Annotated in this window: 29 protein-coding genes and 2 tRNA genes; 15 read left to right on the top strand and 16 right to left on the bottom strand. The window is 69.9% G+C overall.

What is annotated here, in order from left to right; all coding sequences use genetic code 11:
- Together A5673_RS23205 and A5673_RS23200 are read left to right on the top strand one after the other, a co-directional pair.
- Positions 1 to 502: pyridoxal-phosphate dependent enzyme (locus A5673_RS23205; protein WP_156748531.1), on the top strand; the 502-nt coding region annotated here is incomplete at its 5' end.
- Positions 503 to 563: 61 nt separating this feature from the next.
- Positions 564 to 637: transfer RNA gene (locus tag A5673_RS23200), tRNA-Pro, on the top strand.
- A gap of 104 nt (positions 638 to 741) precedes the next feature.
- Here A5673_RS23200 and A5673_RS23195 read toward each other — a convergent pair.
- The 6 genes from A5673_RS23195 to A5673_RS23170 form a co-directional block, all read right to left on the bottom strand.
- Positions 742 to 1,053: a DUF732 domain-containing protein gene (locus tag A5673_RS23195; protein WP_156748529.1), complete on the bottom strand. Its 312-nt coding sequence runs from the start codon at positions 1,051 to 1,053 to the stop codon at positions 742 to 744.
- A 185-nt stretch (positions 1,054 to 1,238) separates the two neighbouring features.
- A complete protein-coding gene (locus A5673_RS23190) occupies positions 1,239 to 1,832 on the bottom strand; it encodes a restriction endonuclease (RefSeq protein WP_068238056.1) in 594 nt (197 codons plus the stop codon).
- Positions 1,833 to 1,918: 86 nt separating this feature from the next.
- Positions 1,919 to 3,328 (bottom strand): cytochrome P450, encoded by a 1,410-nt coding sequence (locus tag A5673_RS23185; protein WP_156748528.1) that lies wholly within the window; start codon positions 3,326 to 3,328, stop codon positions 1,919 to 1,921.
- 36 nt (positions 3,329 to 3,364) lie between these two features.
- Positions 3,365 to 3,667, bottom strand: coding sequence for a DUF4193 domain-containing protein (locus A5673_RS23180; RefSeq protein WP_068238052.1), 303 nt, complete (start codon positions 3,665 to 3,667; stop codon positions 3,365 to 3,367).
- 151 nt (positions 3,668 to 3,818) lie between these two features.
- Entirely contained in the window at positions 3,819 to 4,091 is a 273-nt protein-coding gene (locus tag A5673_RS23175; RefSeq protein ID WP_068238049.1) for a hypothetical protein, read from the bottom strand.
- A gap of 44 nt (positions 4,092 to 4,135) precedes the next feature.
- Positions 4,136 to 4,447: a hypothetical protein gene (locus A5673_RS23170; RefSeq protein WP_068238047.1), complete on the bottom strand. Its 312-nt coding sequence runs from the start codon at positions 4,445 to 4,447 to the stop codon at positions 4,136 to 4,138.
- A 142-nt stretch (positions 4,448 to 4,589) separates the two neighbouring features.
- Here A5673_RS23170 and A5673_RS23165 point away from each other — a divergent pair, with 142 nt between their 5' ends.
- Positions 4,590 to 5,303, top strand: coding sequence for an HAD family hydrolase (locus A5673_RS23165; protein WP_068238044.1), 714 nt, complete (start codon positions 4,590 to 4,592; stop codon positions 5,301 to 5,303).
- On the opposite strand, the gene A5673_RS23160 is transcribed toward A5673_RS23165, so the two are convergent.
- Both A5673_RS23160 and A5673_RS23155 read right to left on the bottom strand, forming a co-directional pair.
- Positions 5,277 to 5,777: a DUF6328 family protein gene (locus A5673_RS23160; RefSeq protein ID WP_068238041.1), complete on the bottom strand. Its 501-nt coding sequence runs from the start codon at positions 5,775 to 5,777 to the stop codon at positions 5,277 to 5,279. The genes A5673_RS23165 and A5673_RS23160 overlap by 27 nt on opposite strands.
- A 60-nt stretch (positions 5,778 to 5,837) precedes the next feature.
- Positions 5,838 to 6,206, bottom strand: coding sequence for an STAS domain-containing protein (locus A5673_RS23155; protein ID WP_231971434.1), 369 nt, complete (start codon positions 6,204 to 6,206; stop codon positions 5,838 to 5,840).
- Between the two features lie 152 nt (positions 6,207 to 6,358).
- Here A5673_RS23155 and A5673_RS23150 point away from each other — a divergent pair, with 152 nt between their 5' ends.
- From A5673_RS23150 to A5673_RS23125, 6 genes are read left to right on the top strand one after another with little or no spacing between them, the layout of a single operon-like run.
- On the top strand, positions 6,359 to 7,252 hold the full coding sequence (locus tag A5673_RS23150; RefSeq protein WP_068238038.1) for an STAS domain-containing protein: 894 nt from the start codon (positions 6,359 to 6,361) through the stop codon (positions 7,250 to 7,252).
- A gap of 22 nt (positions 7,253 to 7,274) precedes the next feature.
- Positions 7,275 to 7,664 carry an STAS domain-containing protein gene (locus tag A5673_RS23145; protein ID WP_066916656.1) on the top strand — a complete coding sequence of 130 codons (390 nt, stop codon included), beginning with the start codon at positions 7,275 to 7,277 and terminating at the stop codon, positions 7,662 to 7,664.
- Positions 7,654 to 8,064 (top strand): anti-sigma regulatory factor, encoded by a 411-nt coding sequence (locus tag A5673_RS23140; protein ID WP_068238065.1) that lies wholly within the window; start codon positions 7,654 to 7,656, stop codon positions 8,062 to 8,064. Before A5673_RS23145 ends, A5673_RS23140 begins: the two co-directional genes overlap by 11 nt.
- A 46-nt stretch (positions 8,065 to 8,110) precedes the next feature.
- On the top strand, positions 8,111 to 8,683 hold the full coding sequence (locus A5673_RS23135) for a SpoIIE family protein phosphatase (protein ID WP_082958909.1): 573 nt from the start codon (positions 8,111 to 8,113) through the stop codon (positions 8,681 to 8,683).
- Positions 8,680 to 10,896 (top strand): SpoIIE family protein phosphatase, encoded by a 2,217-nt coding sequence (locus tag A5673_RS23130; RefSeq protein WP_068238032.1) that lies wholly within the window; start codon positions 8,680 to 8,682, stop codon positions 10,894 to 10,896. Before A5673_RS23135 ends, A5673_RS23130 begins: the two co-directional genes overlap by 4 nt.
- 43 nt (positions 10,897 to 10,939) lie before the next feature.
- Entirely contained in the window at positions 10,940 to 11,959 is a 1,020-nt protein-coding gene (locus A5673_RS23125) for an iron-containing redox enzyme family protein (RefSeq protein ID WP_068238029.1), read from the top strand.
- On the opposite strand, the gene A5673_RS28670 is transcribed toward A5673_RS23125, so the two are convergent.
- From A5673_RS28670 to selD, 7 genes are all read right to left on the bottom strand, one after another.
- Positions 11,907 to 12,146, bottom strand: a complete 240-nt coding sequence (locus tag A5673_RS28670; RefSeq protein WP_082958906.1) for a CDGSH iron-sulfur domain-containing protein — start codon at positions 12,144 to 12,146, stop codon at positions 11,907 to 11,909. The two genes, A5673_RS23125 and A5673_RS28670, sit on opposite strands and share 53 nt — an antisense overlap.
- Positions 12,143 to 12,832 carry a HemK2/MTQ2 family protein methyltransferase gene (locus A5673_RS23120; protein WP_068238026.1) on the bottom strand — a complete coding sequence of 230 codons (690 nt, stop codon included), beginning with the start codon at positions 12,830 to 12,832 and terminating at the stop codon, positions 12,143 to 12,145. Before A5673_RS23120 ends, A5673_RS28670 begins: the two co-directional genes overlap by 4 nt.
- 108 nt (positions 12,833 to 12,940) lie before the next feature.
- On the bottom strand, positions 12,941 to 13,495 hold the full coding sequence (locus A5673_RS23115; RefSeq protein ID WP_068238023.1) for a type 1 glutamine amidotransferase domain-containing protein: 555 nt from the start codon (positions 13,493 to 13,495) through the stop codon (positions 12,941 to 12,943).
- Between the two features lie 13 nt (positions 13,496 to 13,508).
- Positions 13,509 to 14,678: a zinc-dependent alcohol dehydrogenase gene (locus A5673_RS23110; protein ID WP_068238020.1), complete on the bottom strand. Its 1,170-nt coding sequence runs from the start codon at positions 14,676 to 14,678 to the stop codon at positions 13,509 to 13,511.
- On the bottom strand, positions 14,675 to 15,625 hold the full coding sequence (locus A5673_RS23105; protein ID WP_068238018.1) for an SRPBCC family protein: 951 nt from the start codon (positions 15,623 to 15,625) through the stop codon (positions 14,675 to 14,677). The genes A5673_RS23110 and A5673_RS23105 overlap by 4 nt, the downstream gene beginning before the upstream one ends.
- A gap of 174 nt (positions 15,626 to 15,799) precedes the next feature.
- Positions 15,800 to 16,789 carry an LLM class F420-dependent oxidoreductase gene (locus A5673_RS23100; protein WP_068238015.1) on the bottom strand — a complete coding sequence of 330 codons (990 nt, stop codon included), beginning with the start codon at positions 16,787 to 16,789 and terminating at the stop codon, positions 15,800 to 15,802.
- A gap of 51 nt (positions 16,790 to 16,840) precedes the next feature.
- Positions 16,841 to 17,833 carry a selenide, water dikinase SelD gene (gene selD / locus A5673_RS23095; RefSeq protein WP_068238007.1) on the bottom strand — a complete coding sequence of 331 codons (993 nt, stop codon included), beginning with the start codon at positions 17,831 to 17,833 and terminating at the stop codon, positions 16,841 to 16,843.
- Between the two features lie 135 nt (positions 17,834 to 17,968).
- Here selD and A5673_RS23090 point away from each other — a divergent pair.
- From A5673_RS23090 to nrfD, 6 genes are all read left to right on the top strand, one after another.
- Positions 17,969 to 18,063 (top strand) — tRNA-Sec (locus tag A5673_RS23090).
- A gap of 18 nt (positions 18,064 to 18,081) precedes the next feature.
- Positions 18,082 to 19,362, top strand: a complete 1,281-nt coding sequence (selA, locus tag A5673_RS23085) for an L-seryl-tRNA(Sec) selenium transferase (protein ID WP_068238005.1) — start codon at positions 18,082 to 18,084, stop codon at positions 19,360 to 19,362.
- A complete protein-coding gene (locus A5673_RS23080; protein ID WP_068238001.1) occupies positions 19,350 to 21,044 on the top strand; it encodes a selenocysteine-specific translation elongation factor in 1,695 nt (564 codons plus the stop codon). The genes selA and A5673_RS23080 overlap by 13 nt, the downstream gene beginning before the upstream one ends.
- An 8-nt stretch (positions 21,045 to 21,052) precedes the next feature.
- Entirely contained in the window at positions 21,053 to 24,352 is a 3,300-nt protein-coding gene (gene fdh, locus A5673_RS23070; RefSeq protein ID WP_231971433.1) for a formate dehydrogenase, read from the top strand.
- On the top strand, positions 24,349 to 25,368 hold the full coding sequence (locus A5673_RS23065; protein ID WP_068237995.1) for a 4Fe-4S dicluster domain-containing protein: 1,020 nt from the start codon (positions 24,349 to 24,351) through the stop codon (positions 25,366 to 25,368). The genes fdh and A5673_RS23065 overlap by 4 nt, the downstream gene beginning before the upstream one ends.
- Before the next feature lie 71 nt (positions 25,369 to 25,439).
- On the top strand, positions 25,440 to 26,495 hold the full coding sequence (gene nrfD, locus A5673_RS23060; RefSeq protein ID WP_082958907.1) for an NrfD/PsrC family molybdoenzyme membrane anchor subunit: 1,056 nt from the start codon (positions 25,440 to 25,442) through the stop codon (positions 26,493 to 26,495).
- A gap of 23 nt (positions 26,496 to 26,518) precedes the next feature.
- Here the strand turns inward: nrfD and A5673_RS23055 are convergent.
- On the bottom strand, positions 26,519 to 26,813 hold a 295-nt coding region (locus A5673_RS23055), incomplete at its 5' end, for a GatB/YqeY domain-containing protein (protein ID WP_231971432.1).

Below are 26,813 nucleotides of genomic sequence, written 5' to 3'. Positions count from 1 at the left end.
GGGCACCGGCGGGACCAGCGCGACGATCGGCCGCTACATCCGCTACCGGCGGCACGAAACCCGGCTGTGCGTCGTGGACCCGGAGAACTCCGCGTTCTTTCCCGCCTTCGCCGAAGGCCGCTGCGACGTCGTGATGTCCGGGTCCTCGCGGATCGAGGGCATCGGCCGGCCACGGGTCGAGCCGTCGTTTCTGGCCGACGTGGTCGACCGCATGGTCGCGGTCCCCGACGCCGCGTCGATCGCCGCCGCCCGCCACGTCAGCGCCGTGCTGGGCCGCCGGGTGGGGCCGTCGACGGGCACCAACCTGTGGGGCTGCTTCGGGCTGATCGCCGAGATGGTCGACCAGGGCCGCAGCGGGTCGGTGGTCACCCTGCTCGCCGACAGCGGCGACCGCTACGCCGACACCTATTTCAGCGACGAGTGGGTGGCCGCGCAGGGGCTCGACCCGACCGGCCCGGCCGAGGCGCTGGCCGAATTCGAGCGCACCTGCGCGTGGAGCTAGCCCGGCAGCCAGCGGTTTGGTCAGTCGGCGGGCCGGTGCGATACGCTGTCGTGGCTTCAAGCGGGGTGTGGCGCAGCTTGGTAGCGCGCTTCGTTCGGGACGAAGAGGCCGTGGGTTCGAATCCCGCCACCCCGACTCGTACTTCAAGGGTCCGACCTAGCGCCTCCGCGACGCGCGGGTTGAGCCTCGGGTTCGGTCCCCCCGTGCCCGATTGCGCCGGGCCGTCGCGCTGACGCCGATCATTTCGACTTGTGCTTTTCCGGGCAGTACTCCGCGGTGGCGGCGAGCACGAACAGCCTGGCTTGAGCCTGGTCCATCCGTAGCTTCAGTTGGTCGACCTCATCGTTCTGGGTGTAGCCGGCAGCAAGGTCTTGGCACATCGTGCGGCCCATATTTCCGGTCTGGGACGGGGTACCGAGGTGGATGCCGTTCGACGCCAGGTAATTGGTGAATTCTGCGTCCTTATTGTCGGCGCCTGCGACGGCCGCGGGCGCCAGCAGCAGGGCCATCGCGGCGCCGAGCACGCACCCACACATCTTCTTGATCATCATCTGCACCACTTTCAAGGCTCACATGACACTCGAACGACGTGGGCACCCCAAGCGACGCTTCGAGAACCCGTAATCCGGTATTCCCCGCGATCGGGAGTTCTTGATCGCCGGTTCCAAAGTTCAACCAACCGTTCATCTCCCGTTTCGGTCGACAGCCAAGCCGATCTACGCGACGGATCCCAGCGCTAAGCTTCCATCTCCGGTTGCGCCCGCCGGCGCTCGGCGCGGGCCCAGACGTGCAGCTGCTCGCGCCCGACGAGGCGGCAGCGGTGGGTGGCCGCCAACTGGCGAGCGGCTTTGGTGAACGCCTGATTGGTCACCACGACCGGCCGGCTGCACCCGTGGTACCGGGCGCCGGCGACGACCTGTTGCACGGCGGCCACACCGACCGCCTTTGCCTGCCGCTTGCACTGGACCGCCATGCGGGCGCCGTCCCTCGCAGCGATCAGGTCCACGCCGTAGTCGCCCGTGGTGGCGGTGTGCGTGACGCCCCACCCCGCGGCGCGAAGCTGCGCGGCGACGAAGTCCTCGAACTCGACCCCCGACATCTCGTCGACGGCCGCCAGGTCCGACATCGCGTACCGGAGGTCGCGCCGTCGCTGCCGCCGGGTCCGGTAGCGGTCGCGCTGCACACCGAGCCACAGGAGGGCGGCCACCGTGCAGACCAGGCCGCCCAGGCCCGCCGAGAATCCCGCGACGACGCTGCCGGTCGCGTATTGGGTGAAAAACCAAGGGAGAACGAACCCCAACAGGAGGAAGGACCCGAGTATCTTCTCCATGACCCCTCACGCTGCCGACGCGGACTCGCCGATGAACCTATCCGACAGGTGTGACAATCCGGCGCAAGCGCACAGCGGCAAGCCGGCTATCGCGCCGCCGCCTGGATGGGGCGCACCCGCACCCGGGTGCCGTGGCGCGGCGCCAGCATGATGGAGCGCCGCACGATCCTCTCGGGCTCGTCGTCGACGGCGCTGAACTCGCCCTCGCGCAGCAGCGTGTGCAGCACGGTGATGAGCTCGCGCATCGAGAACGCCGCCCCCAGACAGCGTTTCACGCCGCCCCCGAACGGCACCCACGCGTAGGTTTCGGGCCGGCCGCCCAGGAACCGCTCTGGCCGGAACTCGTTCGGGTGCTCGTAGGTGGCCGGGTTGCGGTTGATCGCGATGATGTGAACGACGATGCGCGTGCCAGCGTCGACGCGGTAGCCGCCGATCGGAAATGGTTGCGCGGCAACGCGAGCCGTGAACGGCGCCGGCGGGCGGACTCGCAGCGTCTCGTGGATCACCGCGGCGGTGAAGTCCTCCTCCCCGCTCAGCGCTTCGGCTTGCACCCGCCGCAGCGCCTCGGGGTGATGCAGCAGCAGGTCGAAGACCCACGCCAGCGTGGTGGCGGTGGTTTCGTGCCCCGCCAGCATCAGGGTGATCAGATCGTCGCGAATCTCGCTGTCGGACAGCCGTTCTCCGTCATCGCCGCGGGCGCACATCAGCAACGCGAGGATGTCGAGCTGCCCGCCCAGCTGCGGGTCGTTGCGCCGCCGCGCTATGAGCGGCATGACGACGTCGTCGATTTCCCGGTTGGCTCGAGCGCGCTGCGGCCATATCCGCAACGTACCGAGACGGCGCAGCGCATAGCGGAGCGTCAATTGCTCTGAGACACCGAGGTTCAGCAGGCCCTCGAAGGGCCGGCCCAGGCGCCGCACCTCGTCGGGATCGTCGACTCCGAAGATGACCCTGACGATCACGTCCAGGGTCAACGCCCGCGCCGCCTTCAGCATCTCGAACGGGCGGTCGACGGGCCAGCTGTGCATCGCGGCGCGGGCGCAGTTCTCCATGATCGGCACGTAACTGCTCAGCGCGGCGCCGTGCAGCGGGGGTGTCAGCAGTTTGCGCCGCCGCAGATGCTCCGGCTCCTCCTGCACGAACATCGATCCCGACCCGTAGATCGCCGCCGCGGGACCCACGCCCTCGCCGCCGAGCAGCACGTCGGCCGGCGCGGTGAACACCTGCTTGACCAACTCCGGGTCGGACACGATCGCGACGTTGCCCAGGCTGAGGACGGGCATTGTCATGATCGGCCCGTATCGACGGATGAGCCGCAGCATCCGGCGCTCGCCGCCGACGAGGTAGGCGACCGCGTACGCGGCGGCGAACGCCGAGCGAAGCGCGCGCGGAGCGGGCAGGCCCGGCGGCGGGCTCAAGGCGTCCGGCTCACCGTCCGGCTGAGTTGCGGAGGCTGCCACGTTGACGACAGAAACATGGTGCCCCGGGTTGGTCAAGGTGCGGCGGTCGGCCCCGGCGCCCCCGCGCGGGTGTCAGGCGCAGTCGGCGCAGACCGGGAGTCCCGAACCCGACTTGCGCATCCGGCTGCGGTGTTGCACTAAAAAGCAGCTCGAGCACGTGAACTCGTCGGCCCGCTGGGGGATCACCGTCACCGACAGCTCTTCGCTGGACAGGTCCGCGCCCGGCAGCTCGAAGAAGAGGACGTCGTTGGGGTCCTCGTCGACAACGGCGGTGGACGCGACGGGCAGAGTCGTCGCCAGCTCGCGTAGGGCGGCGGGGTCCTGGGTTTCGACGTCGGATACGCGGCGTGCGTCGTAGTCGCTTGCGGTCGCCATGGGGGTTCCTTCCTGCCGAGTGACGGGTTGACGCACTTGCCTGTACTGCACCCGTGGCTGAGTCGGTACCCCGATCAGACGTCCCCCACACCTTTCCGGTTCAAAAAAATTGCGGACCCGACAATTGGCGCGCTTCGGCGGCTCGATCAGGTCAGCCGCGCAGGCGGATCGGCCCGCCCAGGAGCGGCGCTGAACCGGCGGCCCAGCCAGATCCCTCGGTCCGACGGTGGCTGTGCGACACCCACGCCAGCCCGAACCATGGCGCCGCGACCGCCAATACCAGCCCCGCGATGGCCAGCCCGGGATGCCCGGTCAGCAGCGCGAGCACGCCGGCCAGAACGCCCAGCGCCCAGAGCGCCGCTGCCACCCGGCCGGGGACGCCGAAATCGATTCCGGCGTGCAGCCTGTCGGACGTGTCGAGCATGACAGCGTTTTACCCGGTCAGGATGAAAATCAAACCTTCGCCCGTCAGCTGGCCGGCGGGGGCGCTGGCTCGTCGGAATGCTCGGCGTGCCAATGCAGCTCGGCGGCGCGGACCTTACGGTGACTGCGCAGCAGCCAAACCGCTGCCACGCCACCCAGGACGGCGGCCACGATCAGGGCCGCCGTTCCCCCGGCGGCGCGCCCGGTCGCGAACGCGCACAAGCCGATTACCAAAGCGACCACAGCAACGGCCGCTCCCGCGACACCGGGGGCATGGGGACCATACGTGAAGGTCTCGCCGGCGTGCTGACGGAACGTACGTGAGTGATCAACCGGGTCCACCTTGCGGGTCTTCAATACCCCTCCTTGTGAGACATGTTGTCCGCCAACGCCGTTCGCACGGCGAAGAGCGGCACTGGAGGCCTCCTGCAGGCGTACCCGCCGATCGGAGGACCAAACGGCCGGTGTCGGACCGCGCCGGTGCGGGTATGCCGCGACCATGACAGCCGCGAAGCCCGCGGGACGCCTTCAGGGCACCCCCGCCGTCCTGTTCGACGTCGACGGAACCCTGGTCGATTCCAACTATCTGCACGTCTATGCCTGGCAGCGCGCTTTCGACGACGAAAAAATGCCGGTCGCCGCCTGGAAGATTCACCGTTGCATCGGCATGGACGGCTCCAAGTTGGTCCGCACCCTGTCCGACGACGCGCCGGACGACGTGCAGGAGCGGCTCAGCGACGGCCACAGCCGGTATTACCGCGACGTCCTACCGCTCTTGGCGCCGCTGCCCGGCGCCCGCGAGTTGCTGCGGCACGTCGCCGGCCTCGGGCTGCAAGTGGTGCTGGCCAGCTCGGCGCCCGCCGACGAGCTCGAGGCGCTGCTCAAGGCGCTCGACTGCGACGACGTCATCGCCGAGACGACGTCGTCGAAAGATGTCGACACGGCCAAACCGGAACCGGGCATCGTGCAGGTCGCGTTGGACCGCGCCGGCGTGGACGCCGATCACGCGGTGTTCGTCGGCGACGCCGTGTGGGACGCGCACGCCGCGGCGGCCGCGGGAGTGCCGTGCATCGGGGTGTTGAGCGGAGGCATCTCGGGCGCCGAATTGGAGGCGGCCGGCGCGTCACCGATTTTCGCGGATCCGCAGGACCTCCTCGATCATCTGGGGTCCACCCGCATCGCGCAGCTACATACCGCGGGTGCGGAGCAATAGCGGCAATACCCACCAAAAGAACGTAAATAACACGAGCGCAAAGACTCCCGCTATCAACGCCGTCCGGTTTCCGGCCACCGACGCGAAAACGATGACGGTCACGCCCGTCAATGCCGTGCCGAGCAGCGCCAGCCCGGCGTAGGCGCACCGGTGCGCGGCCGCCACCAGAACGCGGAGGCGGTGCCGCCGGAACAGCAGCCGGTGAATGCCGACCGGGGTGACGAGCAGCACCGTCGCGCCCACCGAACACGCGACCGTCCCCAGGTACACGAGCCGCATCTGTGCGTTGAGAACGTCGAAGCGCTGCTGGAACGGCAGCGTCAGCAGGAAACCGGTGAGCAGCTGCACGCCGGTCTGCACCACGCGCAGCTCCTGCAGCAGGCTGTTCCAATTGCGGTCCAGCCGTTCGATTTCGGTCTCGCCGCGCTGATCGCGGTCCCAGTGCTGGTCGTCCTCGGGGTGATCGACGTCCATGGTGCTGATCTTCGCACCAGCGGCCGCGAAGTCACACGAAGGCTCGCGGCGGCGCGGTCGTCAGCGGTTGAGGTTGCCGTCCCGGACGGCCGTCAACGCGTCGTCCAGCGTCGGGTACAGCGGGAAGGTTTTGTCCAGACCGGTCAGGTGGATCGGTCTCCGGGTCGCCGGCCCCCGGGCGACCACACCGAACTCGGTGGATTTACCGAGCTTTTCGTACGTCGCCGCGAGGATCTTCAAGCCCACCGACCCGAGGAACTCCACCGCGGAAAGGTCGATGACCAGTGCCGTCGGGCCATCGGCGATCACCGCGCCGATGGCTTGTTCGAGCGCCGGCGCGGTGACCAGATCGATTTCGCCGCTGACGCTGACCACTGACACACCATCGTGGTCGGTAACCAGCGTGGTAATCGAATCAGGAGCTGACAATGGTGATCCTTTGTCCCGGGCCGTAAGTGTGGTGCAAGCGTAACCTGCCGTGCGAACTGCGAGAAGAATATGCCCTCGACACCTGCGGCGCGATAGCCCAGACTAGGCTCCCCATAGGCACTGCGGAGCGCGGCGCGGCAACGGGAGGCCAGATGTCAGATCTGTCGTCGGATTTCGCAAGCACCACCACCGCCGCGCAGACGGTCAGTGAGGGCCTGCTGCCCCAGCTCGTCCAGCACCTGCGCCAGAACCGCACGGTCTTGCGCGAGGAATGGGCCCGCAGAATCACCGAGGCGCAGTTGCTCACCGCGATGACCCCCGAGGAGCTGTTCTCCGAGGCCACTGCCGTCTACGACAACTACGTCGAGGTGCTCGAAACCGGTAGCGTCGAGGCCCTGCAGGCCTACGCGCGCGACCTGTCGGAACGCATCATCCCCCGCGGCGTGGAGACCGACGAGGTGCTGGGGATCGTCCTGCTGCTGCGCGACGTACTGGCGCGCTCGCTGTTCGAGAAGTACCAGACCGACTTCGAGATGCTCAATCGCGTGCTCGACGCGTACGAGCCGGCGGCCAACCGCATCGCCAACACCGTGGGCGTCAGCTTCGTGCAGGAACGCGAGCGCATCATCCGCCAGCAGCAGGAAGCGATCCGCGAGCTGTCGACGCCAGTGCTGCAGGTGCGCGAGCAGCTGCTGATTCTGCCGATCATCGGCGTGCTGGACAGCCAGCGCGCCCGCCAGGTCACCGAGCAGTTGCTGAGAGCCATCCGCGCGAACCGCGCGAAGGTCGTCGTCATCGACATCACCGGTGTGCCCACGATCGACTCCACGGTGGCCAACCACCTGGTGCAGACCGTCGACGCGTCGGGCCTGATGGGCGCAAGCGTGATCATCACCGGCCTGTCCTCGGAGATCGCTCTGACCCTGGTGACGATCGGGCTGGACCTGTCCAAGATGAACGCCGTCGGCGACCTGCAGGGTGGTATCGAAGAAGCCGAACGTCTGCTGGGCTACGAGGTCACCCGCACCGGCGAGGCCACCGGGTAGACACCATTAGCGCGAGCACCCCATGCCAGTCCCCATCCTGAAACAGGGCGCGATCCTGATCGCAACGGTGCAGTCCGCCCTGACCGACTCCGAGACCGAGCGCCTGCGGCTCGACCTCATGGAGCGGGTCAGCAGGTTTCGCGCGCAGGGCATCATCGTCGACGTCACCGCCATCGACGTGATGGATTCCTTCGCCGCCCGATCGCTGCGGACCATCGCGCACATGACCCGCCTGCGGGGCGCGGACACCGTCATCGTGGGCCTGCAGCCGGAGGTCGCCTTCGCGATGGTCCAACTCGGGCTGGCGTTCGACGACATGAACACGGCGCTGGATCTGGAAGAGGGCCTCGCCCTGCTGAACCGGCAACTGGGACTGGGGAAATCGACGATCGGGCGCGATGGTGGCGGCTGACATTGTCGTCGACATCAACAATTCCGACGACATCGTCGCCGCCCGCAGAGCCGGACATCAGCTCGCCCTCGATCTCGGATTCTCGCTGACCGACGTCACGATGGTCGCCACGGCGATCTCCGAGGTCGCCCGCAACATCACCAGCTACGCGGGCCGGGGCACCGTTCATCTCTGGGTGGCCGACCGGGACGGCCGCAAGGCCCTGGTGGTGCGCGCCGAGGACGACGGGCCCGGCATCGCTGACATCGAGCGTGCGCTGGAGGACGGCTACTCGACCGGTCGCGGGCTGGGGATGGGCCTGCCCGGAGCGCGACGGCTGATGGACCGGCTGGTCATCGACTCGACGCTGGGCCACGGAACGGTCATCGAGATGTGGAAGTGGGTTCCCGCGCGTGCATGAGAACGGGCGCTTCGGGCCGATCGAGTGGGCACGGGCGGGACGCCCGATGCCCAGCGAGTTCATGTCCGGCGACCAGGGCATCGCGGTGGGCCTCGGCGGCGAGGCCGCGTTGTTCGGCGTGGTGGACGGGCTCGGTCACGGCCCGGAGGCGGCGACCGCCGCGCTGCGCGCCGTCGACACCATCAAGCGCGCCAGTTCCGAGCGGCTCGAGGTCCTGGTCCAGCTCTGCCATCGCGTGTTGGGCGGCACCCGGGGCGTCGCGATGACCTTGGCGCGCGTGGAGTTTGCGACGAACACGCTGACGTGGACGGGCGTCGGCAACGTGACCGCCGATCTGGTCGCCAAGGCCCCCACCGGCATCCAGCTCCGGTCCACCGCGCGCCTCACCGCGGGCATCGTCGGCTACCGCATCCCGGAAATCAGGCCCGCCCAGACGGTTTCGATCCGCCCCGGCGACCTGCTGGTGATCAGCACCGACGGCATCGCCGAAGATTACTTGGAGCACATCGACTTTGCGGCGCACGCCGTCGTCATCGCCGAAGGACTCCTCGGCAAGCACGCCAAGGAGACCGACGATGCCATGGTGCTGACCGCACGCCACCGGGGGGCCACGGCATGAGCGCCAACCACGACTTTCTTTCCGAGTACGCCGCCGCCTTGCGCGCCTACCTCAATGCGCGCGACGAGGACAGCCTGACCGTCGGCCACGAGCTCGGGCGCCGCGCGCTGCAAGAGCAGATCAGCATGCTCGAAATCATCGAGCACCACGTCCAATTGGTCTTCGATCTCTTTGACGACGCGCGAATAGCCGCGCCCGTGGCTTTGGAATTCCTGTTGCAGACGTTGGCGCCGCTCGACGTCGCGACCCGGGGATTCCTCGACGGCACCAAGCTCTACGCGCGCGAGCGGGCCCGGGCCGAAGGCCTGGCCGATCGCGACAAATTCCGCACCGCCCTGGTGAATTCGCTGCAGGAGGGCTTTTTCGTCGCCGACCACGAGGGCTCGGTGATCGAGATGAACAACGCCTTGATCGATATCCTGGGCTATCCCGTGGCGGGCCTGCCCTACCGCTGGCCCCACCCGTGGCTGGTCGACAAGAAGACCGCGCGGGAACAACAAGCCCTGGTCCGCAGCAACGGCAGCGCCGAATACGAGACGCCGATCCGCCATCGGGACGGCCACCTGGCCTGGGTGATGGTCAGCATCAACGCGGTCAAGGAGGCCGGCAACGATCGCGACGTCTACGTGGGAACGATCCGGGACATCACCGCGGAGCGGGCATTTGCGGCGCGGGAGAGCGCGGTCCTGCGGCTGGCCACGGCCGTGGGGGTGGCCAAGAGCGTGGCCGAGCTGCTGTCGATCACCCTCGACGAGTGCCGGGCGGCGATCGACGTCCAACGCGTGATCGCCGTCTCGTGGCCCAGTGGCGGCGGTGAACCGGACGTCCAGGTGGCGGGCGATCCGCCCGAAACATCTTGGCGCGGAATGGATCCCTGGTTGCGTAGCACCTTCGAGGACGCACGAAACCAGCTCCCGCTGACCGCCAAGACCGTCGACCGGCCCGACAATCCCGGCAAGGCACAGGGTTTGGTCGCCGTGCTGTCCAACGCCGGCGACCTCGCCCTGTGGCTGGAACTTCGTTCCCCCCGCTGGGTCAGCGCCGAGGATCGGCTCCTGGTCACGGTGCTGATCGGCCACCTCAGCCTGGCCCTGCAACACGTGCGTCAGTTCGAGAGTGCCCGCGAAACGTCGCTGACCCTGCAGCGCGCGATGCTGCCCACCGTCCAGACGCCTCCCGGCTTCGCCGTGTGCTACGAACCCGCGGTGCCGCCGTTGGAGATCGGGGGCGACTGGTATGACGTGCTGCCCATCGGCGACAACCGCATCGGCATCGTCGTCGGCGACTGCGTCGGCCGAGGCCTGCCGGCGGCGGCGACCATGGGCCAGCTTCGCAGCTCGGCGCGGGCGCTGTTGATCAACGGGGCCCAGCCGGCGCTGCTGCTCGAGCAACTCGACTTGGCGGCGTCGCTCATCCCGAATGCGTACTGCACCACAGTCTTTCTGGCGATCCTGGACACCGAGACCGGGGTCCTGGAATACAGCAACGCCGGCCACATGCCCGCCATGATCGCGGGTCCGCCGCCCGCCAATACCACGGTGTTGACCGATGCCGCGTCCGTGCCGCTCGCGGTGCGCCGGGACGAACCGCGCCCCCAGGCGTCCCGGGTGCTACCGCCGGGCTCGACGTTGATGCTGTACACGGACGGCCTGGTCGAGCGCAAGCACGAGTCGATTGACATCGGAATCGCCCGCGCCGCAGACATTTTGCTTGAGACGGCCAAGCTTCCGCTGGGCCAGGTGCCGGAGGCGGTGGTCGGCGCGCTGGCCCCTGCGTCCGGATATGACGACGACGTCGCGATGGTGACCTACCGCCACCTGCCGACACAGCTACGCATCGAGAGCGAGGCCTTCGCCGGGCAACTGGTCAACGTCCGGCATCGGCTGGCCGCGTGGCTGCGCACCGCGAATGTCCCGGAGGCGGTGGCGGCCGACATCGTGCTGGTCGTCAACGAGGCGTGCACCAACTGCGTCGAGCATGCCTATCGCGGGCACCGCATCGGCACGATGCTGCTCGAAGCCGAAGTCGCCGCCGGCCGCGTCAAAACCCGGATCACCGACGCCGGTTCCTGGAAGGCGCCGGCGGCCGACCCGGCAAACAGCGGGCGCGGGCTGGTGTTGATGCGGGCACTCAGCGACGCCATGGAACTCCAGCACACGCCGACGGGCACGACCGTCGACATCACCTTCCGCGTTCCCCAAGCGGGGCAGTGACGGCCCACCGTTTGCCCGGCCCCATTGCCGGGTAGTCACCGGCGTGACCCTCACATGGATCCCGGTCGAACCCGCCCTGCCGACGGCGCACGGACCGCTGTCGACCGCCGTCCGGCATGCGCTGGTCGGGCCACCCTCACACGATCACCTCGCGCGCATCGGTGCGTCCGTCCGGGACTCCGATCCCTATGGCCTGGATCTCCAGCTGGCGCTGTGCATGTGCTACGAGCTGCACTACCGGGGTTTCGCGGGCGTCGACCCGGACTGGGAGTGGAATCCCGCGCTGCTGCACTTGCGCGCCGAACTGGAACGCGTCTTTCTGGCCGGCGTACGACGCGACGTCGGCCCCATCGAGCCCGGGCGCACGGCGGCGGCCGAGATGGCGGAGATCTCCATCGAGCCCGCCGACGGCACCGGTCCGTCGTATTACCTGCGCGACACGGGAAGCTGGGAGCAGATGCGCGAATACTTCGCGCACCGGTCGCTGTATCACCTGAAAGAGGGCGATCCGCACGCCTTCGCGATTCCGCGGCTGCTGGGGACCGCCAAGGCGGCGTTCGTGGCCGTCGAGTTCGACGAATACGGTGCCGGCCGGGGGCCGCGCCTGCACCAGCAACTCTTTGCCGATCTGTTGGTCGCCGCCGACCTGGATTCGACGTATCTCGGTTACCTCGACGCCGTCCCCGCCGAGTCGTTGGCGGTGGTCAACCTGATGTCACTGTTCGGGCTGCACCGCTCGCGGCGCGGCGCCGCGGTCGGGCACTTCGCCTCGACGGAGATCACCTCCCCGCCGGGATCCCGACGGATGGTGCAGGCCCTGCGGCGGATGGGGGCCCCGTCGGCGTGCATCGGGTTCTACAGCGAGCACGTCGAAGCCGACGCGGTGCACGAACAGGTGGTGCGCATCGACGTCGTCGGCGATCTCGTCGCCCGCGAGCCACACTTGGACGCCGACGTCGTATTCGGGATGCGGGCGCACGCCGCGGTCGAAAACCGCTTGGCGGACCAGCTTATGGACTCGTGGCAGCGGGGTCAGACGTCGTTGCGGCGGCCTCTGGATTGACCAAAGCGTTCCGACAGCGCCGATGGCTGGTGTCGCACAACGGATATGCATCGCTGCGCCGACAGGTGCAAATCGCCACCATGAACCGGTCGGACTCGACGACGTCGCCGTCCGGCATCTCGATGCGCACCGGTCCGGACACCAACACAGGCCCTCCCTTGACCACCTGCACCCGCGTGGTCGTCATGGCTTGTCCGCACGGATCACGATCAGCTCCTCCTCGCGGCGACCGCGTGGGATCCGGCCCGTGTCCTCCAGCCATCTCGCCCGCGCCGACATGACGGGGCCGAACGGGATCCACTTGGAGGCGATGACTTCACCCTCCATCCCGGCCCACTTCAGGCGGTCCAGCGTTTGTTGGACGCCGGCGATCGCGGAGTGCACGAGCAGCAGCGATCCCCCGTCGCACAGCAACTTTGGCGCCGCCTCACACAACGGATCCAGGATCAGGCGCCCGTCGGCGCCGGCGTTCCAGGCCAACGACGGGCCGGCGCTGGGGCAGATCGATCCGGAGTCGTCGCCGGGAGGCGTTGGGACGTAAGGCGGATTGGCCAGCACCACGTCGAACGGTGCGCGGTCGACGGCGTCCAGCCAGGATCCCTCATCGACATCCACCTCGACGCCCGCAAGCGCGGCATTGTCCGCGCAGCAACGCACCGCGTGCGGGCAGATGTCGAACGCCGTGACGTTGGCACAGCCCATCTCGGCCGCGGCGATCGCGACGAATCCGCTGCCGGTGCAGAGATCGAGCACCCGTCGCCCCGGGATCAGCGCGCAATGGTGCATCGCGTCGACCAGCAACCGGGAATCTTCTTGCGGCTGATACACGTTGTGCGTAACCGAAATGGCGGGTTCCGGATAGGTGGTTGTCAATGTGGGCCTTTCGGTCAGCCTGCGAAGATCGCCGTGGCGATCACGGCCTCGGCCTGTGTAATGCCCCCAAAATCGGGGATTAAAACGGCGTAAATGATTTGGCTTCGGTTAGCCCGCAGCGGCGCGGGCGAACTGCTTGACGATCGTCTCGCAAAACGCCGGCAGGTCCGACGGTGAGCGACTGGTGATCAAATTGCCGTCGACGGCAACCTCTTCGTCCACCACATGCGCGCCCGCATTCCGCAGGTCGGTGCGGATGCTCGGGTACGACGTCAGCGTCCGGCCGACGGCCACACCCGCCTCCACGAGCGTCCAGGGCCCGTGACAGATCGCGGCGACGGGCTTTCCGGAGACGACGAAGTCGCGCACGAACGAGACCGCGGCCTTGTCGAGGCGCAGCTTGTCCGGGTTCACCGTGCCGCCCGGCAGCACCAGGCCGTCGAACTCGCCCACCGATACATCCGACACCGCACGGTCGACCGCGAAGGTCCCGGCCGGTTCGAGATCGTGGTTGCGCGCCTGGATTTCGCCTGGCTTCAGCGACAACACTTCGACCTGGGCGCCGGCCTCCTCGACGGCCGCGCGCGGCTGTTCGAGCTCCACCTTCTCCACACCGTCGGCCGCCAGGATGGCAATCTTGATTCCTTGCAACTCATTTGACATCGCGGTACCTCCTTCACGGGCGGAGGACGACTTTCGTACAGCCGTCCTGCTTGTGTTTGAAGATCTCGTAGCCGTGCGGCGCCTCGTCGAGGCCCAAATGGTGGGTGATGATCGCGGTCGGGTCGATGTCGCCGCGGCGGATCCGCTCCAGCAGCGGGCGCATGTAGCGCTGCACGTGGCACTGGCCGGTCTTGATGGTCAGCGACCGATTCATGATCGCGCCGATGGGAAACTTGTCCATCAGCCCGCCGTAGACCCCGACGATCGAGATGGTGCCGCCGTTGCGGCAGCTCATCGCCGCTTCCCGAATTGCATGCGGGCGTTCGGTTTCCAGGCGCATCGCCTGCTTGACGCGATCGTAGGCGTCCACCGGCGTGAACCCGTTGCGGGCTTCCATGCCGGCCGCGTCGATGCAGTGGTCCGGCCCCCGCCCGGCGGTGATGTCCTGAAGCTCCCCGAGCACCGGTGTTTCGGCGAAGTTGACGGGCGTGGCGCCGATCTTCTCGGCCTGCGCCAGGCGATACGGCACCCGGTCGATGGCAATGACTTTGGACGCGCCGAGCAGATATGCGCTCATGATCGCGAACAGGCCGACGGGTCCGGCACCCCAGACCGCGACGACCTGACCCGGTTGGATGCCGCACATCTCCGCGCCCATGTAGCCGGTCGGCAAGATGTCCGACAGGAACAACACCTGGTCGTCGGTGAGGTCGTCGTCGACCTTGAGCGGCCCCACGTCGGCGAACGGCACCCGCGCGTATTCGGCTTGGCCACCGGCGAATCCGCCGAGCATGTGCGAATAGCCGAACAATCCGGCCGGGGAGTGGCCCATGAACTTCTCCGCGATGCCGGCGTTCGGGTTGGAGTTCTCGCACAGCGAGTACAGGTCGCGTTCGCAGGCCGAGCATGCCCCGCACGCGATCGGGAACGGCACCACCACCCGGTCGCCGACGGCGAGGTTGTGCACCGCCTTGCCGACCTCGACGACTTCGCCCATGAACTCGTGACCCAGCACGTCCCCGCGCTTGACCGTCGGGATGTAGCCGTCGTAGAGGTGCAGGTCCGATCCGCAGATGGCCGTCGAGCTGACGCGGACGATGGCGTCTCGGTCGTTGAGGATCTTCGGGTCCGGAACCGATTGCACCTCAACGCTGTTGCGTCCCGCGTAGACGGTGGCTCTCATGCGCCGGCTCCTTTGCTGGTTCCGTTGTGTCCGTTGGGCGCGGCGGGCTGCTGATGCAATTGGCGGGCCGCGGCCGTGCCCTCCGGGGAGCCGTCCGACCGCATCACCTGGCCCGTCTCGAGGATCTGCTTGAACCGGCGGAGGTCGTCGTTGACCTGTTGGTCGGGCGACTCGCCGAACAGGGTCGCGGCGGCCTTGCCGACGACGCCGCCCGGCATCTGGTAGCCGATCCGGACCCGGACCTCGGTCCCGGCGCCGTTGCTCGCGGGGGTGAATTCGACACTGCCTCCGTTCTCGATCGCCGAGCCCGGCAGCGACTGCCAGGCGACCCGCTTGTTGGGCTGGTCCTCGGTGATCTGCGCGTCCCACTGCACCGGCTGGCCGACGGGCGCGCTGGCGACCCAGTGGGAACGACCGTCGGAGCCGGCGGTGACCGACTGCAGGTGGTGCATAAAGCTCGGCAGGTTCTCCACGTCGCGCCAGAATCGGTAGACGTCCTCGGGCGGGCGCGCGACGGTGACCGCGGCGCGCAGGGTGCACCGCCGCGCACCGCTTGCGTGCCGGGCGCCGCCGGCACCGGTGGCGCGCAAGGCCGCGTAGAGGTCGACCGCGCCGATGCCGCCGAGGACGGCGGCCGAGATGACGCCCCGCCGCCGCCGACCGCGGCCGCGCGCGGCCACGCCGGCCAACAGCAGCGTCACGTCCAATACGTCGCCGGCAACCCTCGTCCAGACCAGCTTGTCGGAACCGGCCAACAGCGCCGCCCCGTGGCCGCACTCCCGCGCACCCAGCGCGCGGATGACCCGGCGGGACTTGCGCGTGTCGTCCACGCCCGCAACCGCAGCAACCTTCCGCGGTGCCACCAGCTCGGCAAAACCCAGCCCGAAGCTGGCACCGGCGAGCGCCCGCACCAACGGCGCGGTGGTGTTGCCGGATTGATCATTCATCGTCGACTCCCTTGCCATGCCGAACACGAGGAGGCGCAAAGCAGCTGCTGGACAGCGCATTTGCAAGCGGTCCGCTGGCGCGGCGCTAAGCCCTTGTTGGTCTTTCAAACTGCCGGTGGTGGCCCGATGCCCACGATGGCAGTCGGATACCCCGGCAGGAACGACCCAAACTCGTCATCGAGCGGACGCGTCGCGCAGCGCATCGAGCAAAGGCCGGGCGGCTTCGGAGAGGAAGCGGTCCTGCGTCTCGCCCCCGATCTGGACGAGCGCGATGTCGGTGAATCCCGCTTCCCAGTAGGGCCGGACGGCCTCGACGATCGCGTCCAGGTCGGGGCCGCAGGGGATGGACTCGGCGACATCCTCGGGTCGCACGAATTGGGTGGCACCCGCGAAACCGGCCGGCGTGGGCAGGTCGGCGTTGACCTTCCAGCCGCCGCCGAACCAGCGGAACTGATCGTGCGCGCGCTTGATGGCGGCATCGCGGTCGGGATCCCACGACACGGGGATCTGGCCGACCACCCGCCCGCCGCCGGCGAGGTTGGCGGCCTGCCGCGCGGCGTGCCACTCGCGGACGAGGTCCGCGTCGGGCTCCACGGCGATCAGGTGTTCGGCCAGCTTGGTGAACTTCTCGACACCCTTCGCCCCGGACATCGCCACCCCGATGGCGACCGGGACGTCGGGCAGGTCCCACAGCCGCGCCGAGTCCACCTGGAAGTGCTCGCCGCGCCAGTTCACCAGCTGGCCGCCGAACAGCTCGCGGATGATCTTGATGGCCTCACGCAGCATGTCCTGTCGACGCTCGACGGTCGGCCAGCCCCTGCCCACCACGTGTTCGTTGAGGTTCTCACCGCTGCCCAAGCCGAGGGTGAACCGCCCGTCGGACAGGATCTGCACGGTGGTGGCCTGCTGCGCGACGATCGCGGGGTGGTACCGCATCGTCGGGCAGGTCACGTAGGTGTACAGGTCGACCCGCTCGGTGGCGTGCGCCACCGCACCCAGCACCGTCCAGGCGTTGGGCGCGTGCCCCTGGGAGGTGAGCCACGGCGAGAAGTGGTCGCTGCAGACCTCGAAGTCAAAGCCGCGCTCCTCGGCCGAGATAGCGTTGCGCACAAGGTCTTTGGGTCCACTCTGCTCCGTCATCAGAGTGTAGCCAAAATTCGTCATGCGCTATACGTACCCCGGTCCGCGGGGCGCAAACCGCGCACCGGCCCCCGGTTAGCGCACGACGATGGTGAATTCCCCGCGGGGCACCAACTCCCCGACGACGGGCGCGCCGGGGATCTCGCCCGCGATCAGCAGCCCGCCCGAGGTCTGCGCGTCGGCCAGCAGGAGCGCCTCGGGCTCGTCGATCGCCGACAGGTCGACATGCGGGGCCACCCAGTCGAGGTTTCGCCGCGTGCCGCCGCTGACGTAGCCGGCCGCCAGCGCCTCCCGGGCGCCCGCCAGATAGGGCACGGCCGCCGCGTCGAGCACCGCCGTGACGCCGCTTGCCCGCGCCAGCTTGTACAAATGCCCGAGCAGCCCGAAACCCGTTACGTCCGTAGCACATTCGACGCCCGACGCCAGCGCGGCCGCGGCCGCCTCCGCGTTGAGGGTGGTCATCACGGCGACCGCCTCTTCGAAGCGCTCCCCGGTGGCCTTGTGCCTGTTGTTCAGCACGCCGACTCCCAGCGGCTTGGTCAGCGACAGGGGCGTGCCCGGCTTTCCGGAGTCGTTGCGCAGCAATCGATTGGGGTCGGCCGTGCCGGTGACCGCCAGCCCGTATTTGGGCTCGGGGTCATCGATGCTGTGTCCACCGGCGAGGTGGCAGCCCGCCGCCCGGCATACCTCGAGGCCGCCCCGCAGCGTCTCGGTCGCCAGCTCGAATGGCAGCACGTCTCGCGGCCAACCGAGCAGATTGAGCGCGACGACCGGCCGTCCGCCCATCGCGTACACGTCGGACAGCGCGTTGGTGGCCGCGATGCGGCCCCAGTCGTAGGCGTCGTCGACCACCGGCGTGAAGAAATCCGTCGTCGCGATCAGCGCCGTACCACCCTCGATCAGCACGGCGGCCGCGTCGTCGCCGCTGTCGAGGCCCACCAACAGCTCGCCGAGCGGATCGCGCGGCGCGGCCCGCCCCAGCCCGCGGACCACGTCCTCGAGCTCTCCCGGCGGAATTTTGCACGCACAGCCGCCGCCGTGGGCGTACTGGGTCAGTCGGTAGGTCATGCCATCCAATGCTGCTCGAGTGCGTCGAACGTGAAGCTGCTGCGAGATTCGTGCGTCATTCTCGCAACAGCTTCACGCTCGGTGGCGCGCACCGCCCCGTCGTCCACAACGTCCATAATTGTCGCCATGGTCCAGGGAGGCGTGTCCGGTCTGGTGACCGGCGCGGTCTTCAAAACCGTCGAGCGACAGACGCTGCCGCTGGCGGGTTCGATTCCCGTCCGCCTCCGCCATCCTTCCGGGACCTGAACGTGACCGATCCCCGGCGCCGGGTGCCCCGCACCGACGTGCTGCTCGCCGATCCCCGCCTCGCCGAAGCGGAACGGGTGCTGGGCCGCGCGCTGGTGAAGTCGGTGATCGCCGACGCTCAGGAGCGGGCGCGCGCCGGCGAGATCGCTCCGGAGCGGGTGGCCGAGCACGCCGTCGCGGCGCTGCCGGCCACCGCGGCCAGCCTGCGCCCCGTCGTCAACGCGACCGGCGTGGTGGTGCACACCAACCTCGGCCGGGCGCCGCTGTCGCGGGCGGCGGTGGACGCGGTGATCGCCGCCGCCGGCACCACCGACGTCGAGTTCGACCTGGCGACCGGCCGCCGCGCCCGGCGCGGCCGTGGCGCGCTGGCGGCGCTGGCGCGGGCCGTCCCCACCGCGGGGGGCGTGCACGTGGTCAACAACAACGCGGCGGCGCTGCTGCTCACCGCCCTGGCGCTCGCCCCCGGCAAGGAGATCGTGCTCAGCCGCGGTGAGCTGGTCGAGATCGGTGACGGGTTCCGCATCCCGGAGTTGCTGGCGTCCAGCGGTTCGCGGCTGCGCGAGGTCGGCACCACCAACCGCACCAGCCTGCGCGACTACACCGAGGCGATCGGGCCGGAGACCGGATTCGTGCTCAAGGTCCACCCGTCGAACTTCCACGTCACCGGCTTCACCTCCGCCGTCCCGGTGCGCGAGCTGGCCACGCTGAACGCGCCGCTGGTCGTCGACATCGGCTCCGGGCTGCTGGCCCCGCACCCCGTCCTGCCCGACGAGCCCGACGCCGGCACGACCCTGGCCGACGGCGCCGACCTGGTCACCGCGAGCGGCGACAAACTCCTCGGCGGCCCGCAGGCCGGCCTGCTCTTCGGCGAGGCCGGGCTCATCCAGCGGCTGCGCCGCCATCCGGCGGCCCGCGCCCTGCGGGTGGACAAGCTCACCCTCGCGGCGCTGGAAGCGACGCTGACCGGGCCGCCGCCGCCGGTCGCCCGGGCGCTGGCCGCCGACGCGGCGGGACTGCGCGCCCGCGCCGAGCGGATCGCCGCCCGGCTGCCCGACGCGACGGCGGTGGACTGTGTCGCGGCCGTCGGCGGTGGCGGGGCGCCCGGTGTGCGACTGCCCAGCGCCGCGGTGAGCCTGCCCGAGTCCTACGGCGCCGCGCTGCGCGCCGGGCACCCGCCGGTGGTCGGGCGGCTCGAGGCCGGCCGCTGCCTGCTGGACCTGCGCACGGTGGCCCCGGACGACGACGAGTTGCTGGTGGCGGCGGTGCTCGCGTGTTCGTCCTAGCCACCGCCGGGCATGTCGACCACGGTAAGTCGACACTGCTGCGGCGGCTCACCGGCATGTGGCCGGACCGGCTGGCGGAGGAGCGGCGGCGCGGCCTGACCATCGACCTCGGCTTCGCCTGGACCGAGATCGGCGGCCGCACAATCGCATTCGTCGACGTGCCGGGCCACGAGCGGTTCGTCGCCAACATGCTCGCCGGGGTGGGGGCGGTGCCGGCGGTTGTGTTCGTCGTGGCCGCCACCGAGGGCTGGATGCCGCAGTCGGAAGAACACCTCGCGGCCCTCGACGCCCTCGGCGTCCGCCACGCGCTCCTGGTGATCACCAAGACCGACCTCGCCGATCCCGGCCCGGCCGTCGAACAGGCGCGGGAAAGATTCGCCACCACCTCGCTCGCCACCGCCCCCGTCGCGCTGGGCGCGGACGCCGACGGGGTGCGCGCCGAACTGCTGGCGCTGACCGACCGGCTCCCCGCGCCCGACCGCGACGGCGACGTGCGGCTGTGGATCGACCGGTCCTTCAGCGTCCGCGGGGCGGGCACGGTGGTGACCGGGACGCTGGCCGCCGGCACCATCCGGGTCGGCGACGAACTCGAGCACGCCGGGCGGCGCGTCACCGTCCGAGGGCTGCAATCGCTGGGCCGCGACCGGGATTCGGTCGGCGCCGTGGCCCGCGTCGCGCTGAACCTGCGGGGCGTGGACCGCCAGCGCATCGGCCGCGGGGACACCGTGCGCACCCCGGCTGCGTGGCTGGAAACCGCGGAGCTCGACGTCGCGCTGCGGTCGGCGGGCACGCTGCACCGCCAGCTCGTGCTGCACATCGGCTCGGCGGCGGTGCCGGTGCACGTCCGCGGGCTGGGCGCCGGAGCGGCGCGGCTGCGCCTGGCGCGACCGTTGCCGTTGCGCGTCGGAGACGTCGGGTTGCTGCGCGATCCCGGCGAACACCGGATCGCGGCCGGCATCGAGGTGCTCGACGTGCGGCCGCCCCCACTGCGCCGCCGCGGCGCGGCGAGCGCTCGCGCCGCCGAGCTGGCGACCGGCCGCGCCCGCCCGCCCGACTGCGCGCGCGCCGACGAACTGCGCGCGATGGGCCTGCCGCCAACCGGGCGACGGGTCGGTGAGTGGGTGGTCGACGCGCGATGGTGGGACGCCCGGCGCGACTGCGCGGACGCGGCGGTGCGGCGCTGGGCCGCCGAGCACGACGTCGCGGCGGGGATGCCACTGGAGACGCTGCGGCAGCGGGTCGGGCTGCCCGCCGCGGAACTTTTGCCGGAGTTGCTCGCCGGCACCGGCCTCGAAGTGGTGGACGGGCTCGTGCGGCCGCCCGGCGCGGGCCTGCCGGCCCGCGTCGACAAGGCGGTGCGCACCGTCGAGGAGTGGCTGGCCGCCGAACCGTTTCGGGCGCCGGAGGCCGACGAGCTTGCCGGGCTCAAGCTGGGCACTCGCGAACTCGCCGCCGCGGTGCGCGCCGGCCGGCTCACGCGGATCGCGGACGGTGTCGTGCTGGGTCCCGACGCCCTGGACCGGGCGGCGGAAATCCTTGCGGCGCTGCCGCAGCCGTTCACCGTGAGCGAGGCCCGACGGGCGCTGGGCACCACCCGGCGGGTGGCCGTGCCGTTGCTGGAGCAGCTCGACGGTCGGCGCCGCACCCGGCGGAGCGGCGACGGCACCCGGATAGTGGTTTGATCGGAAGCATGGAGCTGCACAACCGGGTGGGCAAGCTGATTCAGTCGTGGCCGGTCTACCGGCAGCTGACCGGGGCCGACGCGCTGGGCCGCGGCAAGGCCGCCGAGTCCAAGCGCTCGGCCGGACTGGAACCCCGCACCGCCTCCGCGGACAGCGTCGCCCATTCGGTCTGCCCCTTCTGCGCCGTCGGCTGCGCGCAGAAGGTGTACGTGACGGACGGCAAAGTCGTCCAGATCGAGGGCAACCCGGACAGCCCGATCTCACGAGGGCGGTTGTGCCCCAAGGGATCCGCAAGCAAGCAGCTGGTGACGGGCCCGCAGCGGGAGACCACGGTGCGCTACCGGGCCCCCTACGCCACGGAGTGGCAGGACCTCGACCTCGACACGGCGATGGACATGGTCGCCGACCGGGTGATCGACGCGCGCCGCAAAGGCTGGCAAGACTTCGACTCCGACCGCAACACCTTGCGCCGCACCCTGGGCATCGCCAGCCTGGGCGGGGCGACGCTGGACAACGAAGAGAACTATCTGATCAAAAAACTCTTCACCGCCCTTGGCGCCCTGCAGATCGAGAACCAAGCGCGCATTTGACACAGCGCCACGGTTCCCGGTCTGGGAGCCTCCTTCGGTCGCGGCGGAGCGACGGACTATCAGCAAGACCTCGCCAACTCGGACTTCATCGTCATCATGGGTTCGAACATGGCCGAGGCCCATCCGGTCGGGTTCCAGTGGGTCATGGAGGCCAAGGCGAACGGCGCCGAGGTCATCCACATCGACCCGCGGTTCACCCGCACCAGCGCGGTCGCGGACCGGCACGTGCCGCTGCGCGCCGGCAGTGACATCGCGTTCCTCGGCGGGGTGATCAACTACATCCTGTCCAACGAGCTGGACTTTCGGGAGTACGTCACCGCCTATACCAATGCGTCATTCCTCGTCAACGAGGACTACCGGGACGCCGAGGATCTCGACGGGCTGTTCAGCGGGTACGACCACGAGAGCGCGTCGTACGACCCGGCGTCCTGGCACTACGAGAAGACGGAACACGGCGGCCGCGGCGGGGCGGGCGCGAAGGTCAGCGCCGCCCCGGACCAACTCGGCTCGGGTGGGGTGGCCGTGGAAGGCGCGGCCCTCGACATCCCCTCCGACCCCACGCTGCAGCACCCGCGCTGCGTGTACCAGATCCTCAAGCGGCACTACGCCCGCTACACCCCGGAGATGGTGGAGCGGGTGTGTGGCGTGCCGGCCGATACCTTCCGCCAAGTGGCGCGCGCCTGGGCCGAGAACTCCGGCCGCGAGCGCACGGCCGCGCTGATCTACAGCGTGGGCTGGACCCAGCACTCGGTGGGCGCGCAGTTCATCCGCGCCGGGTCGATCATTCAGCTGCTGCTGGGCAACATCGGCCGGCCGGGCGGCGGCGTGTTCGCCCTGCGGGGGCACGCCAGCATCCAAGGCTCCACGGACGTGCCGACGCTGTTCAACCTGCTGCCCGGCTACCTCGCGATGCCGCACGCCGGCCAGGCGAGCTTGTCGGAGTACCTCGACCGCGTCCGGAGCCAAACCCAGAAAGGCTTCTGGCACAACGCCGATGCGTACATGGTGTCGCTGCTGAAGGAGTACTGGGGAGACAACGCGACCGCCGACAACGACTACTGCTTCGACTACCTGCCGCGGATCAGCGGGGACCACGGCACCTACCGCACGGTCATGGACATGATCGACGGCAAGGTGTTCGGCTACTTCCTGCTCGGCCAGAACCCGGCCGTCGGGTCCGCGCACGGGCGGTTGCAGCGCCTCGGCATGGCCAACCTGGACTGGCTGGTGGTGCGCGACCTCGTGATGATCGAGAGCGCCACGTTCTGGAAGGACGCCCCGGAGATCGAGACCGGCGAGATCGCACCGGAGACCTGCCGGACGGAGGTCTTCTTCTTTCCCGCCGCTGCGCACGTCGAAAAGGCGGGCACCTTCACGCAGACGCAGCGGATGTTGCAGTGGCGGGAGAAGGCGGTCGATCCGCCCGGCGACGCCCGCTCGGAGTTGTGGTTCTTCTACCACCTGGGGCGGAAGCTGCGCGAGAAGCTGGCGGGCTCGACCGACGAGCGGGACCGGCCGCTGCTCGACCTCGCGTGGGACTACGCCACCGAGGACCCGGAGGGCGACGAGCCGTCGGGCGAAGACGTGCTGCGCCGCATGAACGGCATCGACCTGACCACCGGGCGGGCCGTCGGTGGCTACACCGACCTGAAGGCCGACGGCAGCACCGCCTGCGGCTGCTGGATCTACAGCGGGGTGTACGCCGACGAGGTGAACCAGGCGGCGCGCCGCAAACCCAAAGAGGAGCAGGGGCCCTACGAATCCGAGTGGGGCTGGACCTGGCCGATGAACCGACGGGTGCTCTACAACCGCGCGTCGGCGGACCCGCAGGGCCGGCCGTGGAGCGAGCGCAAGAAGCTGATCTGGTGGGACCCGGACAAGGGCGAGTGGACCGGCCACGACATCCCCGACTTCGAGAAGACCAAGCCGCCGGACTACCGCCCGCCCGAGGGCGCGGTGGGCGTCGAGGCGCTGCACGGCGACGACCCGTTCATCATGCAGGCCGACGGCAAGGGCTGGCTGTTCGCGCCCAACGGCCTCGCGGACGGCCCGCTCCCGACCCACTACGAGCCGCACGAGTCGCCGGTGCGCAACGCGCTCTACCGGCAACAAGGCAACCCGTCGCGAATCGTGTACGGCCGCAAGGATAATCCGTCGAACCCGGCACCCCCCGAGGCGCACGCCGAGGTGTTCCCGTTCGTGTTCACCGCGGCCCGGCTGACCGAGCATCACACCGCCGGCGGCATGAGCAGGCAGCTGCCCTACCTCGCCGAGCTGCAGCCCGCGTTGTTCGTCGAGGTGTCACCGGAATTGGCGCGCCTGCGCGGGCTGTCGCACATGGACTGGGCGCACGTGATCACCAGCCGGACCGCCGTGGACGCGCGGGTCTTCGTCACGGATCGAATGAAGCCGCTCCGCATCGAAGACCATGTGGTGCAACAGGTTTGGATGCCATACCACTTCGGCGGCGCCGGGCTGGTGGACGGCGACGTGGTCAACGACCTGCTCGGGGTGGTGCTGGACCCCAACGTATTCATCCAGGAGAGCAAGGTCGCGACCTGTGACGTCCGGCCGGGCCGCCGGCCGCGCGGACCGGCGCTGCTCGAGTACGTGGCCGGTTACCGCAGCCGCGCCGGCGTCACGCCGGATACCGGCACGCGCGTCGACACGACCCGGCCCGACGGGATCACCCACGCCGAGCCGGAGGAGAACCCATGAGCGACAACAGCTTCTACGGCCCGCTGCACGATCCCGCCGGCAACGCCGGCCACCCCGACGACCATCCGCCGCGGGTGGGTTTCTTCACCGACACCTCGATTTGCATCGGCTGTAAGGCGTGCGAGGTGGCGTGCAAGGAATGGAACATGGTGCCCGACGACGGATTCAACCTGCTGGGCATGTCTTTCGACAACACCGGCATGCTGGGCGCCAGCACCTGGCGGCACGTCGCCTTCATCGAGCAGGCGCTCCCGCTGGGTGAGCAGGATCCCGGACTGGCCGGGCGGCCGACCGGGCCGTCGGGCAGCCAGCAGTCGGCGGATGTGGCGGCGTCGGCGATCGAGTCCACGCCGCGAGGTGGCTGCGAACTGGGCAACGCGCCCGTCGACCTCGAGTTCCCCAAATTCGAGCGACCGGGCGATGGCACCGGCGCGGAGGCCCGCACCGACTTCCGGTGGCTGATGGCCTCGGACGTGTGCAAGCACTGCACGCATGCCGGCTGCCTGGACGTCTGTCCCACGGGTGCGTTGTTCCGCACCGAGTTCGGCACCGTCGTTGTGCAACAAGACATTTGCAACGGCTGCGGCTATTGCGTGTCCGGCTGCCCGTACGGCGTGATCGACCGGAGGGAGGGCGACGGCCGGGCGTGGAAATGCACGCTGTGCTACGACCGGCTGCGCGACGGGCTGGAACCGGCATGCGCCAAGGCCTGCCCCACCGACTCCATCCAATTCGGCGTCCTGGACGAGCTGCGCGAGCGCGCCGCCCGCCGCGTCGAGGAGTTGCACGAGCGCGGCGTGCCCGAGGCGCGGCTGTACGGACACGATCCGAACGACGGCGTGGGCGGCGACGGGGCCTTTTTCCTGCTCCTCGACGAGCCCGAGGTCTACGGCCTGCCCCCGGATCCCGTTGTCCCGACGCGCGACGCGTCCGCCATGTGGAGATACGCCGGGCTGGCGGCGTCGGCGCTCGTCGCCGCCGCGGTATCGGCCTTCGTGGGCCGGGGCCGGCGATGAGCGCAGGCGACAAGGACCCGCTGCTGCGGGAGCAGCGCAGCGACGCGCAGGCCCGCGACATCCACGCGCAGATGTTCGGGCGCGGTGGGGGCAGCCGCGAGCAGCTTGCGGTTCCGCGGGCCGACTTCCGGTCCTACTACGGGCGTGCGGTGCTCAAGACCCCGGTGTGGGAGTGGAAGATCGCGGCCTATCTGTTCGCCGGCGGGCTCTCGGGCGGTTCGGCGCTGCTGGCCGCCGGCGCCGACCTCACCGGCCGCCCGGCCCTCCGGCGGGCGGGTCGGGTCGGCGCGCTGGTGAGCCTCTTGGCGAGCATGTACTTCCTGGTCACCGACCTGGGCCGGCCCGCGCGGTTCCACCACATGCTGCGGGTGGCGAAGCCGAGTTCGCCGATGAGCGTCGGGACCTGGATCCTTTCGGCGTACGGACCGGGCGCCGGGCTGGCCGCGCTGGCGGAACTGCTGCCCGCCCGGCTGCGGCGCTCGTGGGCCGGCAAGCTGGCGGCCTGGCTGGCGCGGCCGGCCGGGTTGTCGGCCGCGGCATTCGCGCCCGGTGTCGCCTCCTATACGGCTGTGCTGCTGTCCCAGACCGCGGTGCCGGCCTGGCGGGAGGCGCACCCGTATCTGCCGTTCGTGTTCACCGGGTCCGCCGCGGCCAGCGCCGGCGGGCTGGGCATGGTGTTCGCGCCGGTCGACGAGGCAGGTCCGGCGCGGCGGATGGCGGTGCTGGGCGCCGGGCTCGAGGTCACGGCGTCACGGCTGCTCGAGCGAAGGCTCGGCCTGGTCGCCGAGGCCTACACCACCGGGAAGGCCCACCGGCAACGCAAATGGGCGGAGTACCTGACGGTCGGCGGGACGCTGGGGACCCTGGCGGCCGGCCGGAGCCGTCCTTTGGCGGCCCTGAGCGGGCTGGCGCTGCTGGTCGGCAGCGCTTTCCAGCGGTTCGGCGTGTTCGAGGCCGGGGTGGAGTCCACCCGTGACCCGAAATACGTTGTGGTTCCCCAACGCGAGCGGCTCGACGCCGGTCGGCCCGCCCGCGGCGACGACCGTGGCCGGCCGCAGTTTCCGCGGGTGGTCGGGGCGACGCGGGGCGCCCGCGCGCTCGCGGCACGGGTGCTCGGCCGGGCGTAGTCGGAGCCCGCCGAACGCCGGACCTACAGGCGCTCTTTCACGGCGGCCGACAGCCGCGCGCCATCGGCCTTGCCGGCCGCGATGGCGGTGGCCGCCTTCATCACCAGCCCCATCTGCTTCATGCCCGGCCGCTCGCCGATCTCCTCGGCGACCTGCGCGATCGCGGTGTCGGCGACGTCGGCCAGCTCGGCCTCGGTGAGGGGGGTGGGCAGGTACTCGTCGATGATCCGCGCCTCGGCGTGCTCGTTGGCGGTGCGACCCAAAGCCGGTTCCAGCACGCCGGTCTCCTCGAGCTGGCGTGCGACGGCGCGCAGCCGG

Source organism: Mycobacterium sp. E3198 (assembly GCF_001667015.1).
Taxonomy (GTDB): Bacteria; Actinomycetota; Actinomycetes; order Mycobacteriales; family Mycobacteriaceae; genus Mycobacterium.
This window is presented reverse-complemented; position numbering and strand designations above follow the sequence as displayed.

Coding starts and splice junctions, on each gene's coding strand:
- A5673_RS23195 (WP_156748529.1), bottom strand. CDS start 1,053: ATGATGATCAAGAAGATGTGTGGGTGCGTGCTCGGCGCCGCGATGGCC.
- A5673_RS23190 (WP_068238056.1), bottom strand. CDS start 1,832: ATGGAGAAGATACTCGGGTCCTTCCTCCTGTTGGGGTTCGTTCTCCCT.
- A5673_RS23180 (WP_068238052.1), bottom strand. CDS start 3,667: ATGGCGACCGCAAGCGACTACGACGCACGCCGCGTATCCGACGTCGAA.
- A5673_RS23175 (WP_068238049.1), bottom strand. CDS start 4,091: ATGCTCGACACGTCCGACAGGCTGCACGCCGGAATCGATTTCGGCGTC.
- A5673_RS23165 (WP_068238044.1), top strand. CDS start 4,590: ATGACAGCCGCGAAGCCCGCGGGACGCCTTCAGGGCACCCCCGCCGTC.
- A5673_RS23160 (WP_068238041.1), bottom strand. CDS start 5,777: ATGGACGTCGATCACCCCGAGGACGACCAGCACTGGGACCGCGATCAG.
- A5673_RS23150 (WP_068238038.1), top strand. CDS start 6,359: ATGTCAGATCTGTCGTCGGATTTCGCAAGCACCACCACCGCCGCGCAG.
- A5673_RS23145 (WP_066916656.1), top strand. CDS start 7,275: ATGCCAGTCCCCATCCTGAAACAGGGCGCGATCCTGATCGCAACGGTG.
- A5673_RS23135 (WP_082958909.1), top strand. CDS start 8,111: ATGCCCAGCGAGTTCATGTCCGGCGACCAGGGCATCGCGGTGGGCCTC.
- A5673_RS23130 (WP_068238032.1), top strand. CDS start 8,680: ATGAGCGCCAACCACGACTTTCTTTCCGAGTACGCCGCCGCCTTGCGC.
- A5673_RS28670 (WP_082958906.1), bottom strand. CDS start 12,146: ATGACGACCACGCGGGTGCAGGTGGTCAAGGGAGGGCCTGTGTTGGTG.
- A5673_RS23115 (WP_068238023.1), bottom strand. CDS start 13,495: ATGTCAAATGAGTTGCAAGGAATCAAGATTGCCATCCTGGCGGCCGAC.
- A5673_RS23110 (WP_068238020.1), bottom strand. CDS start 14,678: ATGAGAGCCACCGTCTACGCGGGACGCAACAGCGTTGAGGTGCAATCG.
- A5673_RS23105 (WP_068238018.1), bottom strand. CDS start 15,625: ATGAATGATCAATCCGGCAACACCACCGCGCCGTTGGTGCGGGCGCTC.
- A5673_RS23100 (WP_068238015.1), bottom strand. CDS start 16,789: ATGACGAATTTTGGCTACACTCTGATGACGGAGCAGAGTGGACCCAAA.
- selD (WP_068238007.1), bottom strand. CDS start 17,833: ATGACCTACCGACTGACCCAGTACGCCCACGGCGGCGGCTGTGCGTGC.
- A5673_RS23065 (WP_068237995.1), top strand. CDS start 24,349: ATGAGCGACAACAGCTTCTACGGCCCGCTGCACGATCCCGCCGGCAAC.
- nrfD (WP_082958907.1), top strand. CDS start 25,440: ATGTTCGGGCGCGGTGGGGGCAGCCGCGAGCAGCTTGCGGTTCCGCGG.